The 15,211-nt window shown below is 64.7% G+C and carries 17 protein-coding genes and 1 pseudogene; 8 read left to right on the top strand and 10 right to left on the bottom strand.

The window, feature by feature from the left end; genetic code table 11:
* Positions 1–159: 159 nt before the first annotated feature.
* The 3 genes and pseudogenes from FHS55_RS23405 to FHS55_RS07965 all read left to right on the top strand — a co-directional run.
* A pseudogene (locus FHS55_RS23405) lies at positions 160–1,683 on the top strand (glycosyltransferase); the annotation flags it as partial.
* Between the two features lie 153 nt (positions 1,684–1,836).
* Entirely contained in the window at positions 1,837–2,478 is a 642-nt protein-coding gene (locus tag FHS55_RS23400; protein WP_246339981.1) for an LbetaH domain-containing protein, read from the top strand.
* Positions 2,479–2,480: 2 nt separating this feature from the next.
* Entirely contained in the window at positions 2,481–3,389 is a 909-nt protein-coding gene (locus FHS55_RS07965) for a glycosyltransferase family 2 protein (RefSeq protein ID WP_183189146.1), read from the top strand.
* Positions 3,390–3,460: 71 nt separating this feature from the next.
* Here FHS55_RS07965 and FHS55_RS07960 read toward each other — a convergent pair whose 3' ends face one another.
* Together FHS55_RS07960 and rfbA are read right to left on the bottom strand one after the other, a co-directional pair.
* The gene (locus tag FHS55_RS07960) at positions 3,461–4,960 is read right to left on the bottom strand and encodes a phosphomannomutase/phosphoglucomutase (protein ID WP_183189145.1); all 1,500 of its coding nucleotides are present in this window, start codon (positions 4,958–4,960) and stop codon (positions 3,461–3,463) included.
* Between the two features lie 159 nt (positions 4,961–5,119).
* Positions 5,120–5,992 (bottom strand): glucose-1-phosphate thymidylyltransferase RfbA, encoded by an 873-nt coding sequence (gene rfbA, locus FHS55_RS07955; RefSeq protein ID WP_183189143.1) that lies wholly within the window; start codon positions 5,990–5,992, stop codon positions 5,120–5,122.
* Positions 5,993–6,374: 382 nt separating this feature from the next.
* On the opposite strand from rfbA, the gene ppk2 reads away from it, so the two are divergent.
* The 4 genes from ppk2 (at position 6,375) to FHS55_RS07935 (ending at position 11,329) form a co-directional block, all read left to right on the top strand.
* Entirely contained in the window at positions 6,375–7,505 is a 1,131-nt protein-coding gene (gene ppk2 / locus FHS55_RS07950) for a polyphosphate kinase 2 (RefSeq protein ID WP_183189142.1), read from the top strand.
* 91 nt (positions 7,506–7,596) lie between these two features.
* Positions 7,597–7,866 carry a hypothetical protein gene (locus FHS55_RS07945; protein WP_183189141.1) on the top strand — a complete coding sequence of 90 codons (270 nt, stop codon included), beginning with the start codon at positions 7,597–7,599 and terminating at the stop codon, positions 7,864–7,866.
* A gap of 630 nt (positions 7,867–8,496) precedes the next feature.
* Entirely contained in the window at positions 8,497–9,711 is a 1,215-nt protein-coding gene (locus tag FHS55_RS07940) for a tyrosine-type recombinase/integrase (RefSeq protein WP_183189140.1), read from the top strand.
* 169 nt (positions 9,712–9,880) lie between these two features.
* Positions 9,881–11,329, top strand: a complete 1,449-nt coding sequence (locus FHS55_RS07935) for an ATP-binding protein (protein WP_183189139.1) — start codon at positions 9,881–9,883, stop codon at positions 11,327–11,329.
* Positions 11,330–11,811: 482 nt separating this feature from the next.
* Here the strand turns inward: FHS55_RS07935 and FHS55_RS07930 are convergent, their stop codons facing one another.
* From FHS55_RS07930 to FHS55_RS07895, 8 genes are all read right to left on the bottom strand, one after another.
* The gene (locus FHS55_RS07930) at positions 11,812–11,994 is read right to left on the bottom strand and encodes a hypothetical protein (protein ID WP_183189285.1); all 183 of its coding nucleotides are present in this window, start codon (positions 11,992–11,994) and stop codon (positions 11,812–11,814) included.
* A complete protein-coding gene (locus tag FHS55_RS07925) occupies positions 11,991–12,281 on the bottom strand; it encodes a hypothetical protein (protein WP_183189138.1) in 291 nt (96 codons plus the stop codon). Before FHS55_RS07925 ends, FHS55_RS07930 begins: the two co-directional genes overlap by 4 nt.
* A complete protein-coding gene (locus FHS55_RS07920; protein ID WP_183189137.1) occupies positions 12,281–12,586 on the bottom strand; it encodes a hypothetical protein in 306 nt (101 codons plus the stop codon). Before FHS55_RS07920 ends, FHS55_RS07925 begins: the two co-directional genes overlap by 1 nt.
* A gap of 62 nt (positions 12,587–12,648) precedes the next feature.
* Positions 12,649–13,086: a hypothetical protein gene (locus FHS55_RS07915; protein WP_183189136.1), complete on the bottom strand. Its 438-nt coding sequence runs from the start codon at positions 13,084–13,086 to the stop codon at positions 12,649–12,651.
* 69 nt (positions 13,087–13,155) lie between these two features.
* Entirely contained in the window at positions 13,156–13,602 is a 447-nt protein-coding gene (locus FHS55_RS07910) for a hypothetical protein (protein ID WP_183189135.1), read from the bottom strand.
* A 73-nt stretch (positions 13,603–13,675) separates the two neighbouring features.
* Positions 13,676–14,017 carry a hypothetical protein gene (locus tag FHS55_RS07905; RefSeq protein WP_183189134.1) on the bottom strand — a complete coding sequence of 114 codons (342 nt, stop codon included), beginning with the start codon at positions 14,015–14,017 and terminating at the stop codon, positions 13,676–13,678.
* Positions 14,018–14,026: 9 nt separating this feature from the next.
* Positions 14,027–14,431: a hypothetical protein gene (locus FHS55_RS07900; RefSeq protein ID WP_183189133.1), complete on the bottom strand. Its 405-nt coding sequence runs from the start codon at positions 14,429–14,431 to the stop codon at positions 14,027–14,029.
* A gap of 13 nt (positions 14,432–14,444) precedes the next feature.
* A complete protein-coding gene (locus FHS55_RS07895) occupies positions 14,445–14,693 on the bottom strand; it encodes a hypothetical protein (RefSeq protein WP_183189132.1) in 249 nt (82 codons plus the stop codon).
* Between the two features lie 106 nt (positions 14,694–14,799).
* Here FHS55_RS07895 and FHS55_RS07890 point away from each other — a divergent pair, with 106 nt between their 5' ends.
* On the top strand, positions 14,800–15,048 hold the full coding sequence (locus FHS55_RS07890) for a helix-turn-helix domain-containing protein (protein WP_183189131.1): 249 nt from the start codon (positions 14,800–14,802) through the stop codon (positions 15,046–15,048).
* Positions 15,049–15,211: the final 163 nt, after the last annotated feature.

The following is a 15,211-nucleotide window of genomic DNA, read 5'->3' as shown; positions in this document are numbered from 1 at the left end:
CCTTACGGCGGTGCAGAGGAAAGTTGGGCAGGGTGGCGGAAACGAGCGAGGCCCGGAAGGCAGGAGACGACGGTCCGGTACGGGTGGCGGCACGGGTGGCGGCCGCCGGGCAGGACCGGTCAACGGCGCGCGCGAGCATGGCGGGTGGGCACGAACGCGATGCCGTCACGCCGGCATCCTCGCCTCGTCCCGCCCCGCGCGACACAGCCTGTCCGCGGCCCCGCACAGCAAACGTCAAGTCGTCCCCACCGGCCCACATGGCCACAACGTCGACCTGCACGAGGCCCACGCGCACGACAGGAATGCCGCGAACGTCGAATCGGCCCTTGCAATGTCGGCGCTCCAGCCCCCGAAGCACTTATTGCGCCGCACTCTAATCGGCCGCACATCGGCTGTCACCATGCGCGGCCTGCGATGATGCCCCTTCCGGCATGCTGGATCCGGCATTTTGCCCGAGCGACGATTGTGGCGCGCGACGCCTTCCCCCGGGCGGCGGGCGTGCTATCCATCAGTTCCCGCCATCATTCCTTCCGAATCCGCCCTTGCCTTCGAGACAACATGTCCAGGACGATGAACGCTGAGGGCCGCGCCACGGGCGCCGGCGCGCAACCCGACATGCCGCCGACGCGCCTCTTCCTGGTGTTGCCGGCGATCTGCCGCAGCGCCGGTGGCGTCTCGGAATCCGCACGCCTTCTCGCACATGCGCTGTCGCGCCGGCCTGATATCGCGCTGGAAGTGGTGACGCTGGAGAGCGAGCATTTCGCGACCGACCGCCCCGGCTGGCCGGACGTGCCGATCCATGCCTTCCGCTCCCATGGGCCAAGCAATTTCGGCTTCTCGCCCGGCATGCTCGCCTTCCTCCTGCGGCGCCGGGCGGACGTGCTGCACGTGCATGGCGTGTGGATGTTTCATGACCTGTGCGCGCATCTGTCGAAAAGCCGGTGGCGGGGCCAGCGCGTGGTGGTGACGCCGCACGGCATGCTGGAAGCCTGGATCATGGCCCGCTCGCGCCGGCTGAAGGCGGCCGTTTCCGCGCTTTATCAGGACCAGTTCCTGCGCAAGGCCGACGCGATCCAGGTGTTGACCGTGAAGGAGCGCTCCGATGTCGAGGCGGCGCTCGGCACGGCAGCCTCCTGCGTCGTCGTGCCGAATTTCGTGCCCCCCGCGCCCGTGGTCGAGCAGCGGCCGGACTGGTGGCAGCCGGCCATGGAGGGGCGGCGCGTCCATCTGTTCTTCGGCCGCATCCACGAAAAGAAGGGCTGGCGCGAACTGTGCGACGCCTGGGAATCGCTGTCGGCCGGAAATGACGCGTTCGCCGCCGGCAATCAGCTGGTGTTCTGCGGCTGGGTCGATGGCTCGCCCGATTTCGTCGGGCGGATCGAAGCGCTGGCCGCGCGCTTCGGCAACGTGACCTATGCCGGCCCGCAATATGGCGACGGCAAGGCCCGCTCGCTGGCCGGCGCGGATGCCCTGTTGCTGCCCTCCAAGAGCGAGGGCCTGCCGATGACCGTTCTGGAGGCCTGGGCCGCCGGGCTGCCCGTACTGATGACGCCAGCCTGCAATCTCGGCATCGGCTTCGAGCGCGGCGCCGCGCTGGCCATCAGCCCGGATGCCGCCGCGCTGGAGCGGGAGATCGCCGATTTCGTCACATGGCCCGACGCACGCGTTACCACCATGGTGGAGAATGCCCGGCAGTTGCACCGCGAGGTGTTCTCGCAGGACGCTGTCGTCAACGCACTCGTCGCCACCTATCGCGGCGAGGCCCATCCCGCGGACGAGCGAGTTCCCGTGCCCTCGGCGGGCACGCCCGTGACCGCGGATACCATTGCCACGGCCTTGCCTGCTGCCTCGCCCACCCCTTCGCCCTCCCCTTCGCCCACCTCTTCGGCCGCTCGCCCGCCCTCCCCCGGCGGGCCGCTGGCGGCCAACAGCACCGCCACCTTCGAGGGGGCCCCGAGCTTTCCGCTGAAGCACCGGCTGCTGCGGGTGGTGTGGCAGCTCACCTGGGCTCTGCTCGCCGCCTGGACGCCGCCGCCGCTGCGCCGCTGGCGGGCGATGCTGCTGCGGCTGTTCGGTGCGCGCATCGGCACGGGCGTGCAGGTCTATGGCAGCGCGCGCGTCTGGTATCCGCCCAATCTCGACATGGCGCCCTATTCGGCGCTGGGGCCGGGCGTCATCTGCTACTGCATGGCGCCGACGCGGATCGGACACCATGTCGTCGTCTCGCAGCGCGCGCATCTGTGCAGCGGCACCCATGACGTGCAGAGCGCCGATTTCCAGCTGCGCGTGCGCCCGATCACCATCCATGACGACGCCTGGATCTGCGCCGAGGCCTTCGTGGGGCCCGGCGTCACCGTGGGCGAGGGCGCGGTGCTCGGCGCGCGCGGGGTCGCCCTGCGCGACCTCACGGCCTGGACCATCTATTCGGGCAACCCGGCCGTGGCGCTGAAGCCCCGCAAACCCTTCCGGAGGCGCTGAGCATGGCGCAGAGCGACAGCCCCGGCGGAATCACCGCCATCATCCTCACCTTCAACGAGGCGAAACATATTGCCCGCTGCATCGACAGCCTGCGCCCGGTGGCCGCGCGCATCTGCGTGATCGACAGCCACTCCACCGACGACACGGCGGAGATCGCCCGCGCGCACGGCGCCGAGGTGTTCCTCAACCCGTGGCGCAACTACGCCACCCAGTTCCAGTGGGGCCTCGACAATGCCGGCATCACCACTGGCTGGACCATGCGCATCGATGCCGACGAATATCTGGAGCCCGCGCTGCAGCAGGCGATCGGCGACTTTCTCGCCCGTCCCGGCGCGGTGAACGCGGTCTATTTCCGCCGCAAGGTGGTGTTTCTCGATCGGCCGATCACCCATGGCTTTTTCTACCCCGCGCTCATGCTGCGGCTCTGGCGCAGCGGCGCGGGGCGCATCGAGCAGCGCTGGATGGACGAGCACATTCTGGTCGAGAACCCGGTCACGGCGACGCTGCCGGGCGATCTGGTCGACCACAATCTGAACGACCTCGCCTGGTGGACCGGCAAGCATATCGGCTATGCGCGGCGCGAGGCCTACGACATCATCGCCTCGCGCGCGGCCGGCGAGAGCCGGGAGAAAGCCGGCGACCTCAGCGGATCGGCCCGGCGCAAGCGCTTCCTCAAGGAGCGCATCTACAACCGGCTGCCGAGCGCGCTGCGCTCCTCACTGTATTTCTTTTATCGCTACGGGATCGGGCGCGGCTTTCTGGACGGGAAGGAGGGTTTCTTCTTCCACTTCCTGCAGGCCTATTGGTACCGCACCTATGTCGACGCCTCGCTTCTTGAGCTGGAACGCCGGGCGCAGGCGCAGGGCCTCACCGCCCACGAGATGCTGAAGCGGGACGGCATCCTCACCTGAGCCGGAGCCCGCCCGCCGCATGTCCCGTCGGTGATCCCGCGCCGCCGCCGGTGCCGCGGCGCGGGTCGCCCTCACAGGCTCTGATTATAGGCGCCGACTTCCGGATGGGTGCGCAGCACGCCGTCCACCAGCGCGAACATGTCGCGCATGCGACCTTCCGATACCGGGCTTTCGACCACCACCACCAGTTCCGGCTTGTTGGAGGAGGCGCGCACCAGCCCCCAGGAGCCGTCCTCCACGGTGACGCGCACGCCGTTCACCGTCACGAGGTCGCGGATCTTCTGGCCGTCAATGGTATCGCCGCGCGCCGCCATCGCCTCGAAATGCTTCACGACCGCGTCGACCACGACATATTTGGTCTCGTCGGCGCAGTGCGGCGACATGGTCGGCGAGGACCAGGTCTTGGGCAGCGCGTCCTTCAATTCGGACAGCTTCCTGCCCGGATTGCGGTCGAGCATGTCGAGAATGGCGATGGCCGAGACGAGACCGTCATCATAGCCGCGCCCGATCGGCTTGTTGAAGAAATAGTGCCCCGATTTCTCGAAGCCGACCAGCGCGCCGGTCTCGTTGACGCGGCGCTTCATGTAGGAATGGCCGGTCTTCCAGTAATCGGCCTTGACGCCGTTGGCGATCAGCACCGGATCGGTGACGAACAGCCCGGTCGACTTCACGTCGACCACGAAAGTGGCGCCGGGATGGAGCGCGGAGAGATCGCGCGCCAGCATGACGCCAACCTTGTCGGCGAAGATTTCCTCGCCCAGATCGTCCACCACGCCGCAGCGATCGCCGTCGCCGTCGAAGCCGAGCCCGACATCGGCCCCCGAGGCCAGTACCGCATCGCGCATGGCGTGCAGCATTTCCATGTCTTCCGGGTTGGGGTTGTATTTGGGAAAGCTGTGGTCGAGGTCCGTGTCGAGCGGCACCACCTCGACGCCCAGCGCCTCCAGGATGCGCGGGGCAAAGGCGCCCGCCGTGCCATTGCCGCAGGCGACCACGGCCTTGATGGGATTCTTCAGCTTGGGCCGGTCGGTCAGGTCCTGGATATAGACCTCGGGGAAGTTCTCGACATAGGTGTAGCTGCCGCCCGCGCGCTGAATGCCGGCGCCCGAGAGCACGATTTCCTTGAGCCGGCTCATCTCGTCCGGGCCGAAGGTCATCGGGCGGTTCACGCCCATCTTCACGCCGGTCCAGCCATTGTCGTTATGCGAGGCCGTCACCATCGCCACGCAGGGAATATCCAGCGCGAACTGCGCGAAATAGGCCATCGGCGACAGGGCGAGGCCGATATCGTGCACCTTGATGCCGGCGGCCATGAGACCGAGCACCAGCCCCTGCTTGATCGAGGCCGAATAGCCGCGGAAATCGTGGCCCGTCACCAGCTCCGGGCGGATGCCCAGCTCATGGATCAGCGTGCCGAGGCCGAGGCCGAGCGCCTGAACACCCATCAGGTTCAGCTCGCTGCCGAACAGCCAGCGCGCGTCATATTCACGAAAGCCGGTCGGCTTCACCAGCGGCACGGTCTCGTAGGCGTAGGTGTTCGGCTTCAGCGAGGCTTCAGGCAAGGGGAACATCGAATACCTCATCCCTTCTTCAGACGATGGACGCGCGGGCGTCGGCGAAATGGACCGGGACCGAACGGACCGGGAAAATACGGGCCGGCAAGAGCAGGTCGGCACGCGCGCAATGGACCTGCCGGCCGCGCGCCGGGCACCGGGCCACCCCGCCGCGCCTCATTCGCCGCTCGCCAGCAGCTGCTTGAGATAGCCGCCATAGCTGCTCTTCCCCAGCTGGGAGGCGAGGCGCGCGAGCTGGTCGGCGTCGATGAAGCCGAGCTTGTAGGCGATCTCCTCGGGGCAGGCGATCTTGAAGCCCTGGCGCTTCTCCAGCGTCCGCACGAATTCGGCGGCTTCCAGCAGGCTGTCGGGCGTGCCGGTGTCGAGCCAGGCGAAGCCGCGGCCCATCTGCTCGACATTCAGGTCGCCGCTCTCGAGATAGGCGCGGTTGACGTCGGTGATCTCCAGTTCGCCGCGCGCGGAGGGCGTGAGGTTCGCCGCGATGTCGACCACCCGGGAATCATAGAAATAAAGCCCCGTCACCGCCCAGTTGGATTTCGGCACGGCGGGCTTTTCCTCGATCGACAGCGCCTGCATCGCGTCGTTGAACGCGACCACGCCGTAACGCTCGGGATCGACCACGTGATAGGCGAAGACCGTGGCGCCGGAGGTGCGCTCGGATGCGCGCGCCAGCAGCGCGCCGAGGCCCGCGCCGTAGAAGATGTTGTCGCCCAGCACCAGCGCCGACGGGCCGCCGGCCACGAAATCGGCCCCGATTGTATAGGCCTGCGCCAGCCCGCCGGGGTGGGGCTGCTCGGCATAGTGGATCGACAGGCCCCATTGCTCACCATCACCCAGCAGGCGCTGGAAGTGCGGCAGGTCGTGCGGCGTCGAGATCAGCAGAATCTCGCGAATTCCGGCCAGCATCAGGGTTGACAGCGGGTAATAGATCATCGGCTTGTCGTATACCGGCATCAGCTGCTTTGAGGTCACGAGCGTCATCGGATGCAGGCGAGTGCCCGCGCCACCGGCCAGAACAATACCCTTCATTTGGCAATCCTCAACTGAAATTACGGAGTGTTTCTTGTTCGGGAGACCCGTGCCGCCGCGGCGATATTGAGATAACTACCGTTTAACCGGAAGACTTCTCTCCAATATTGTCCGTAACTTTGGACTATCCCCCTCATCCCACGGGCATCGCCGATGTAACACCGCCGCCACGGAGGCGCCCGTTCGATCGCGGCCTACATATCATCGATTGGGTGGGAAACAGAAAGCCGCAGCCGGGCGAGTCGCCGCCCGCATCGGCGCAGCGGGGGCATTTGACTCACCTCATGGCGTGCCTCCAAGCTGGACTGTCAGTCTGTCGGACCCGGTAGCGGCACCGGTCGCGGGTGATGGCCGGGAGTGCATCTGCGGAAGGAGACAAATCATGTCGGACGACACCGGACCCAGGCGCCGCCCGGCGGGCAAGCGCGCGGGCAAACCCGCCGCCGCCGCAGCGGCTCCCTCCTCCGCCTCCGGCCCCTCCGCGGCTCCCCCCGCCGTCGAGACCGGGCTGGCCGATGAGAGGGTGGAGGCGGCACAGGAAGCCGAGCTCTCGGTGGTCGCCGAGCTTGCCGCCTCGCCCGCATCCGGCGAGGGGCTGGAGGCGCTGATCGCCGGCGCCGCTCCCGACGACGCGGTGCGGCTGCGCAAGTCGCTCGGCATGCCCCGGAAATCCGGCAGTCCCAGCACGACCAGCGACGAACTGGCCGATGACTGGCGGCTGGGCGGCTATCCCTTCAAGTACAAGATGCTGCGCCGGGATTATGAGCGCGAGAAATTCGTGCTGCAGAGCGAGCTTCTCAAGCTACAATCCTGGGTGAAGGAAGCGCGCCAGCGGGTGATCATCCTGTTCGAGGGCCGCGACGCCGCCGGCAAGGGCGGCGCCATCAAGCGCTTCATGGAGCACCTCAACCCGCGGGGTGCGCGGGTCGTCGCGCTGGAGAAGCCCAGCGAGGTGGAGCGCGGCCAATGGTATTTCCAGCGCTATGTGCAGCACCTGCCCACCACGGGCGAGATCGTGCTGTTCGACCGCAGCTGGTACAACCGCGCCGGGGTGGAGAAGGTGATGGGCTTCTGCACCGACGACGAATATCGCGAGTTCCTGCGGCAGGCCCCCGAATTCGAGCGCAACATCACCCGCAGCGGCATCCACCTGTTCAAGTTCTGGTTCTCGGTCAGCCGCGACGAGCAGCGGCGCCGGTTCAAGGAGCGCGAGGTGCACCCGCTGAAGCACTGGAAGCTCTCGCCGGTGGACCTCGCCTCGCTCGACAAATGGGATGATTACACCCGCGCCAAGGAGGCCATGTTCTTCCACACCGACACGGCCGATTCGCCCTGGACGGTCATCAAGTCCGACGACAAGAAGCGCGCGCGCATCAACGCCATGCGCTACGTGCTGCATTCCCTGCCCTATACCAACAAGGACAGCGCGCGCATCGGCCCGGTCGACACGCTCCTGGTGGGCCGGGCGAATTCCATTCACGAGCGCGGCGAGCACAGGAGCGGCGTCGAGTAGCGCACGTGGCCGGGAGCCGCGCGCGGGGAAGGCTTGACAGGCGACACCCGGACATACTTGTTCATGGACGAGACATGCGGAGGATCGCGCCATGCTGCGCCACACCGTCAACATTGTCGCCGCGCTGATCGCCGGCGCGCTGCTGGCCACCGCGTGCGCGGACGACGCCCGTGCGCAATATCGCGAGAACCCGATCCTGCAACGTCCCTCGGTGACGACCCCGATTCCCCGGCAGGCTCCCCCGCCGCCGCCGGGCTGGAGCCCGGCCCCGCCGCTGCCGCCCGCCATCCGCCAGAGCATCCCGTGGCCCAGCTGCCTCAAGGAGCCGTGCAGCGGGCCGCCGCTGATCACACGGCCCTGACAGGCCGGCCGGCGGGCCGGCGCGCGCTCGGGCCCTCCCCGCGCCTTTGGCGCCCGGCCCGACGGGGGCACGCGGGCCACGTGTCGACTGGCGGAGGTCTCGAGCCCAGATGGACGCCGACCGCCTCGATCAGCGGTGGAGCGCGGAGACGGTTCGTCGCGCATGGTCGATTCACTGAAGGGTCGATTCGCTGAAGAGCACATTCCGCTCGTGCCGAAGGCCTGCACCCACACGCCGATCGCCGATGATTCGCCGGCTCCCGCGGCCCGCCGGCAATCCTGCGGCCGGCGCTGGCCGGGGCTTCCTGAACGAGGGCCTGGTGAACCCGCCGGATCGCATGCGCGGAAACGATTTCGGCTCGCTCACGCCATGGCCATCCGATGCCGCCGCCAGATGGCGCGCCGACACGCCGGGCGAGGCCCGAACTTCCGATGTCATTTCAGCGGATTGGGATGCCTGAATGGTGGAGCCGAGGTCCACCAAACTAACGCCCTCTCGCGTCCCTTGATGTCATCACAGCCCTTTAAATGCCAAACGCTTGGCTCCCATTCGCGCTACCGACGTTTGTTGACGTCCGCCAGAAGCACCGTAATTTGTTGGGGTAAATGTTGGGGTAAATTGGGGTGCCAGATGGCGCGCGAAGTGAACAAGCTCTCTACTCGCGGCGTCTTGGCCCTCCGCAAGCCCGGCCGACACTCTGATGGTGGCGGCCTCTATCTGGTGGTCGATCCCAGCGGGGCCAAGCGCTGGCTATTTCTGTTTCGTTGGCAGGGGAAGCTGAAGGAAATGGGCCTGGGCGGCCTCACCTCCGTCTCACTTTCCGTCGCACGCGACGCTGCAGCCGATGCGCGACGCCTTGTCGCAGCGGGCCTCAATCCCATCGAACAACGTCGTGCAGCCGAGGCAGCAGCGAGCGTGGTGACGTTCGGCGACTTCTCGGACCAGATGATCGATGACATCGAATCGGGCTTCCGGAACGAGAAGCACCGCTGGCAGTGGCGCCACACGCTGGAGGTCTACGCCGCCTCGCTTCGCCCCATAGCTATTGCGGGGGTGAATACCGAGCATGTGCTGAAGGTTCTCCAGCCGCTTTGGCAGACGAAGCAGGAAACGGCTTCACGCCTGCGCGGCCGGATCGAACGCGTGCTCGACGCTGGCCGGGCGAAGGGACTGAGGGCCGGCGAGAATCCCGCGCGCTGGCGTGGCCACCTGGACAGTCTCCTGCCGCGCAGGAAAAAGCTCCAGCGTGGCCACCATCCGGCGATGCCCTATGCCGAGGTGCCGGCCTTTATCACCGAGTTGCGCAAGCGCGAGGCGCTCTCCGCTCTAATGCTCGAATTCACCATTCTGACGGCAGCGCGCTCGGGCGAGGTGATTGCGGCGACGTGGGGCGAGATAGATCGCAAGGCGAAGATATGGACCGTGCCGCCGGAAAGGATGAAGGCCGGCAAGGAGCACCGCGTGCCCCTATCCGAAAGGGCGTTGGAAATTCTCGACAGGGTCGAATTGCTGCGGCGAGAGGACGGGTATGTGTTCCCCGGCCCGAGGAAGGGGAAGCCGCATTCCAACATGGCAATGTTGGCCCTGCTCCAGAAGCGCATGGATATGGAGAGCATCACGGTGCACGGCTTCCGCTCCTCGTTCCGCGATTGGGCCGGCGAGCTCACGACGTTCCCGCGCGAGGTGGCGGAGGCCGCACTGGCGCATGTGGTTGGTGATGAGGTGGAGCGCGCCTATCGACGCGGCGACGCGCTGGAGAAGCGGCGCAAACTCATGGACGCCTGGGCGAAGTTCATCGGGACGACGCCAGCCGCCAATGTCGTGCCGATGGTGAGGCCGGGGTAGCGCTCACGGCCATGGGCGAGCCGCTGGCGAAGGATGAGGGCGGCGCATAGATCCTGTCGTTGGCACGGAAACGGTGATAACCGATTAGTGGGGTCTCGTGCTCAACTGACGATTTCTCTAGCCTACCGTCAGCAGGCATGAGCAAAAAAACGTAGAGACGAGGACCGCTATGGCGACGGCCCGGCAACTGGATCTAATAAATAGCCTGCGGGCGCTGGACAGTGAGACGCCATGGGTCGAATTCAAAGAAAACAACTCAGATGTGGAGACTATTGGAAGAAATATATCGGCTATCGCTAATAGCTCAAGGTTGTCTGATCGGAACAATGGATTTATTATCTGGGGTATAAGGGACAATGATCATGAGATTGTCGGCACAACATTTCAACCTGGGAACTCCGTCAAAGGCAACCAACCACTACAGCTGTGGTTATCCCAGATGCTTGACCCCCCGCCTCATTTAGATTTTCAGGTGTTTGACCACGAGCGCGGTCGAATTGTCCTATTGGAGATATCTGCGGCAACGCAATATCCTACGCGATTTAATCGAGAGGCCTATATCCGTATAGGGAGCGCCACTACGCAACTATCAAGACATCCGGATACTGAGAGAATATTGTGGTCTCGCCTTCAGCCATACGCGTGGGAATCCGGCATCGCGATGCAATATGTCACATCCAGCGAGGTGTTAGAATTAATTGATTACCCAAGTTATTTCGAACTTGTCCAGCACCCACTCCCCGATAACCGGGATGGAATTTTCGAACGACTTCTAGCAGATCGGTTAATAGCGCGAGATGTCGGAAATAATTGGAATATATTGAACTTAGGCGCTCTATTATTTGGCAAGAGGCTAGATCGATTTGAGCGGCTCGCTCGAAAGGTTGTCAGAATTATCGAATATGAAGCAAACGACAGAACCAAGACCCATCGCAGACAAGAAAGCACTCGTGGATATGCCAGTGGATTCTCGTGGCTTATCGATGCTGTTAATGGAATGCTGCCTAGGAACGAACATATAGGTCGTGCCTTCCGGGAGGTTCAACCAGTTTATCCGGAAATAGCGGTTCGGGAATTGGTCGCCAATGCACTTATTCATCAGGACATGACGATTACTGGCGCTGGTCCGATTATCGAAATATTTCCTGATCGTATTGAAATCACAAATCCTGGCGCGCCACTTAATGAACCGTCTCGCCTCATCGATCTGCCCCCTCGCTCTAGAAACGAGGCGATGGCGGCGCTAATGCGGCGCATGAATATATGCGAAGAGCAGGGGAGTGGACTCGACAAGGTAATCGCTTCGGTCGAGTTATTTCAGTTACCACCTCCGGAGTTTCGGGTGGAAGCGAACAACATGAAGGTCATCATGTTGTCTCCCCGCCAGTTTGCGCATATGACCGCCGCTGAAAGATTGCGGGCAACGTACCAGCATGCCGTTCTGCGATTTCTTACGAACGAAAAATTGACAAACGCATCGCTTCGCGCGCGTTTCGGCATTGAAGACCAGAACGCGGCACAGGTGTCGCGTATTTTGCGAGACGCCACGTCGGCCAACCTGATCCGGCTGGCCGACCCGGCAAGTCCGAGGGCCGGCTATATCCCGTCGTGGGCCTAATTTGATCGGGTTTTGATCGCCTGCCATATTATAATACCGTTCAAATTTTGAAATTCATTTAATATCAATGCCTTAGGAGAAATGGTCTCGGTATTTGGTATTGATCTTCTTTTGACGTTTGCGAATTCACTTTTCGATGAGAGAGTCAAGGAAAATATTTTCCTGCAGTGCTCCCTCTCAGAAAAACGTTCGATACCGATCGGATTGAAGTTCGACCACAAGTTGCGATCCGGCGCCAACTTTCCGAGGGGCCGCATCTCAAGTTGGAGCGGAATCATGGGGTGAAAGCCTTATGCAGAAACGGTTCTCTGCCCCTCACCCTATCCGCATCGCTTGCGGTTTTCGAGTGTACCCCTGCTACACTTGCTACGTTTGCTAGCCGGCGACGACCACGCGCACCGGCCCCGCGCTCATGAGCCTCAATCCCAGGCGCGACAGCGAGAGGCCGGCAACGGCGATCCAGTGGCCTATGATGCGGGCCGTCATAGCAGCCCATTCTCTGCGATGCCGTTGTCACCCTCTTCCGGTGGGTCGTCGTCCTCGGCGTCCGGATCGCCGTCGATCTCGTCGAGCAGCAGCATCAGATCCTCAACGACGTTCTCGATCAGCTCACGCATGGCCGGTGTGACGGCGGTGAAGATGGCGGGATCGGGACGGCGGTTCATTGCGTCGCCCCCTTCCCGCTGGCCGCCCCCGCCTGCCGGCCTTCACAGGCCGCGTATTGGTGGTCGGCCTCCTCGGCCTCAACCCGCGTGGCCCAGGCGAGCGCGCCTTCAAGGTAAGCGATGGCGTCGTTCGTGCTCGCCTGCAGCGCGCCGAGGTCGACAGCCATATGTCGATCATGCATGGCCGACATCGCGGCACTCACGACGCGGAGAAGGTTCATCCCGTGCCGGAAGTCGTCCGGGCCGGAATTGCCGATGGGGAAATAAACGGGCTTCTCCTTCGACATCACGCGACCTCCGCCAGCACGTCGCGAGCATCGAGGCCAGCGAGGTAGGCCAGAACGGCGCGGATGAGGTTCGCGGAGAAATCGCAGAGGTCATCCCCCTCCTCTTGCCGGACGGCGTTCAGGGCCACGATGGCGCCCCGTGCGGTGGTGGGGGCCGGGAGTGCCGGCATCTCATAGATGCGCTGCCAGCCGCTGGCGTCCGCCTCATCCTCCTCAGGTGGCTTCGGCGTCTTGTCGGTATTGTAACGTTCGATCTCGTCGGCATAGGCGGCCAGCAGAGCGGACAGCGGACAGGGATCTCGCATGGACATAGAGCCTCCTTCGCCAGCCATGCTGGCCGGCGGCTGGGGTGACGGATGCGCGATATTCAGGCGGGCAAACGCTCGGCGAACTGGCGGACGGTGGCGAGCAGCGCGGCGAAATCTTCGCCATCGGCCATGCTATGCTCGAACCCCAGGGGGCTGGCGATGTGATCGAGATAGGCGACCATGCCGGACGCCGTCGCGGGGACGGTTTCCAGAACCACGCGCAGAGCGGCCAAATCCGCCGTGCACGCCTCATCCTGAAGCGCGTGAGCTTCCTCTGCCTCGGGCGAAACAGGGCCGAACGTCTCGACCATGGTGTCGGTGGTGTCGCACGCATCGCCATGGTGCCGGTTCGCCAGCTTGTGGCGCTCGATCGCCGCGAATACCGGATCGGTATCCATGCCGCTCGGTATGATGCAGACGGCGGCGGCAGCCGTGGCGGGAATGGCTGCAGCGGCGGCTACGGCGGACAGGAAGGAACGGCGGGTATGATTGGTCATGGCTTTCCCCCATTCCCGGCCCGCATCATGCGGTGCCGGGGGCTTGATCGGTTCGGTTGATCGGGTGTGTCAGGTGGTGGGCAGCAGCCGGCGCGTGGCGCGCTCCAGGGTTTCGAAGAACATCCCCTCGGCGGACGGGAGGTCGGGCCGGCCGATAGCGCTTCCGGGAAACCAGTTCCCGAGGCCGGAGGCGTCGACCACGGATTCCCCGGCGGCGAGGCGCGCCGCGAAGGCACAGAAGGCGGCAAGGCCGGCGAGCGTCGCCGGATCGGTGCAGAGGACATGTACCGTCGCGCGGGCCTCCTCGGCGCCGAGCGCGTCGACCTGGCTCTCGGTGGTGCCTTCCTCGGCGAGGGTGGCCTTGTAGCGGCCGCGCGCCTCGTCATAGGCGGCGATGGCGGCGAATACCGGATCTGCGGCGGCCGCGACCGGGAGGGCATCCGCCGCGCCAGCTACTAGGCTGGCCGCGATGACGGTGGTCGTTCCGAGAAGGGCGCGGCGGCTGAGTTCTGACATGGCTTTCCCCTTGCCGGCCGCGCATGGCGCGCCGGGCTGGTGACGAAATGGTTGGTTCTGAACCGGACGAAGGTTAGCGGGTGGGAGACGCCCGCGCCTTGGTAGGGACAAATTCCCATCCCTCGGCCTCAAGCTCGGCGGTGCGGATGCGCGCCCATTTCCAGTAGGGCATGCGCTCGACGGAGCGGATCAGTGTCTTGCGCGTGCGCTCTGCTCTCGCGGCGACGCGTTCCCATTCGGTGAAGATTGGGTCGTCGTCTGCCTTACCGCGGGTGGTCTCGTGGAAGGCCTTGCATTGATTGTAAAGGGCGTTGAGGCGAACCTGAAGTGCCGCAACGAGCGCAACGCGGTCGATCTCGTGGTGAGACTTCGCTGACTTCTGGCGCGGATCGTGGGCGGAGACGGGATAATGCATGGCCAGACCTCAGAGGGCGTGCGCCACGGCGGCGCGGGACATGGCGTGAAGTTCGGCGGCACGAGCGGTCAGGCTGGCGAGGTGCGCGGCCTCGGTGCGCGTGATGCGCTCGGCGCAATGGACAGACAGAATGCCCAGCTCGATGCTGGCGAGTTCGGCCTTGACAGCCGGCGCGACGGGCGCCGCTTCCCCTGACTTGCGGGCCTCCGCCCAGGCGAGCCTGAGGCCGTGCGCCATGGCGGCGCGCCACGTCGGCAACTTCATCGCCGGGCGCGGCGAGCCGTACCGGATCTCGGCGGAATACCGGGTGAAGTACCAGGACCTTTCGCGCTCGATCAGCTCGCGGGCATAGGCGACAGCGGCCCGCATGATGGCGGAACGGTCGAGGCGGCGGGCGGTGAGGCTGACGGGCATCGGCACAACCTCCTCACGAGACCAGGGAGCGGGCGTAGCGCAGGACGGCGACCTTCCGATCCGTGCTTCTGATGCGGCGCCATTCCGAAAAGACATGGTCCGCGAGCTCGCCGTCGTCGCACATGCCGGCGATGGTCATGATGTCCCGCCCGCCATTGCCGGCGCTGTTCTGGACCATGACCAGCACCGCCAGCATGTCGCGGCGGTTCAGGGGATTGGCAGGCAAAGGGGTGGCGTCGGCCGGAACGGAGGTGTTCGGCATTGGGGTTGCTCAAGTCAGTTTGTTTCGATACCCTAGGAATAAATCAATTCTCTTGGTTTCGTCAATACCCAGAGAGTTATTTAATGCTTGAGGATTAATTTTAACGATGCTGACGAGTGAGCAAGTCCGGGCGGCACGCGCCATGTTGCGCTGGGAGCAAAAGCACCTTGCTGAAGCTTCTGAGGTGTCGCTCCCATCGATCAAGCGACTGGAGACCTTGCCGGGGCCGCTTGCCGCCCAAGCTCGAACAGTCAGCGCTATTCAGCGTGCCCTCGAAGCCGCCGGGGTGCAGTTCATTCCGGAGAACGGCGGCGGCGCTGGGGTGCGGCTGGCGAAGCCGGCCGGCGCGGAATAGTCGGAACCTTGGCGCTCTCGTGAACTCCGTTGGTAAGGGCGCGGGCCAACATACGACCCCTCCCGTGTGAAGGGATTGCTCTGCCGTCGAGTTGATCAGCCGCTTCCCTGACTCGACTCCCTTTCCGCCTATGCTACCGTCAACCCGCAACCGGGGAGGGTGC

This window comes from Ancylobacter tetraedralis (assembly GCF_014195655.1).
In the GTDB taxonomy this organism is placed as follows: domain Bacteria; phylum Pseudomonadota; class Alphaproteobacteria; order Rhizobiales; family Xanthobacteraceae; genus Ancylobacter; species Ancylobacter tetraedralis.
The sequence above is the reverse complement of the archived record's forward strand: the minus strand, read 5'-3'. Positions and strand labels throughout refer to the sequence as shown.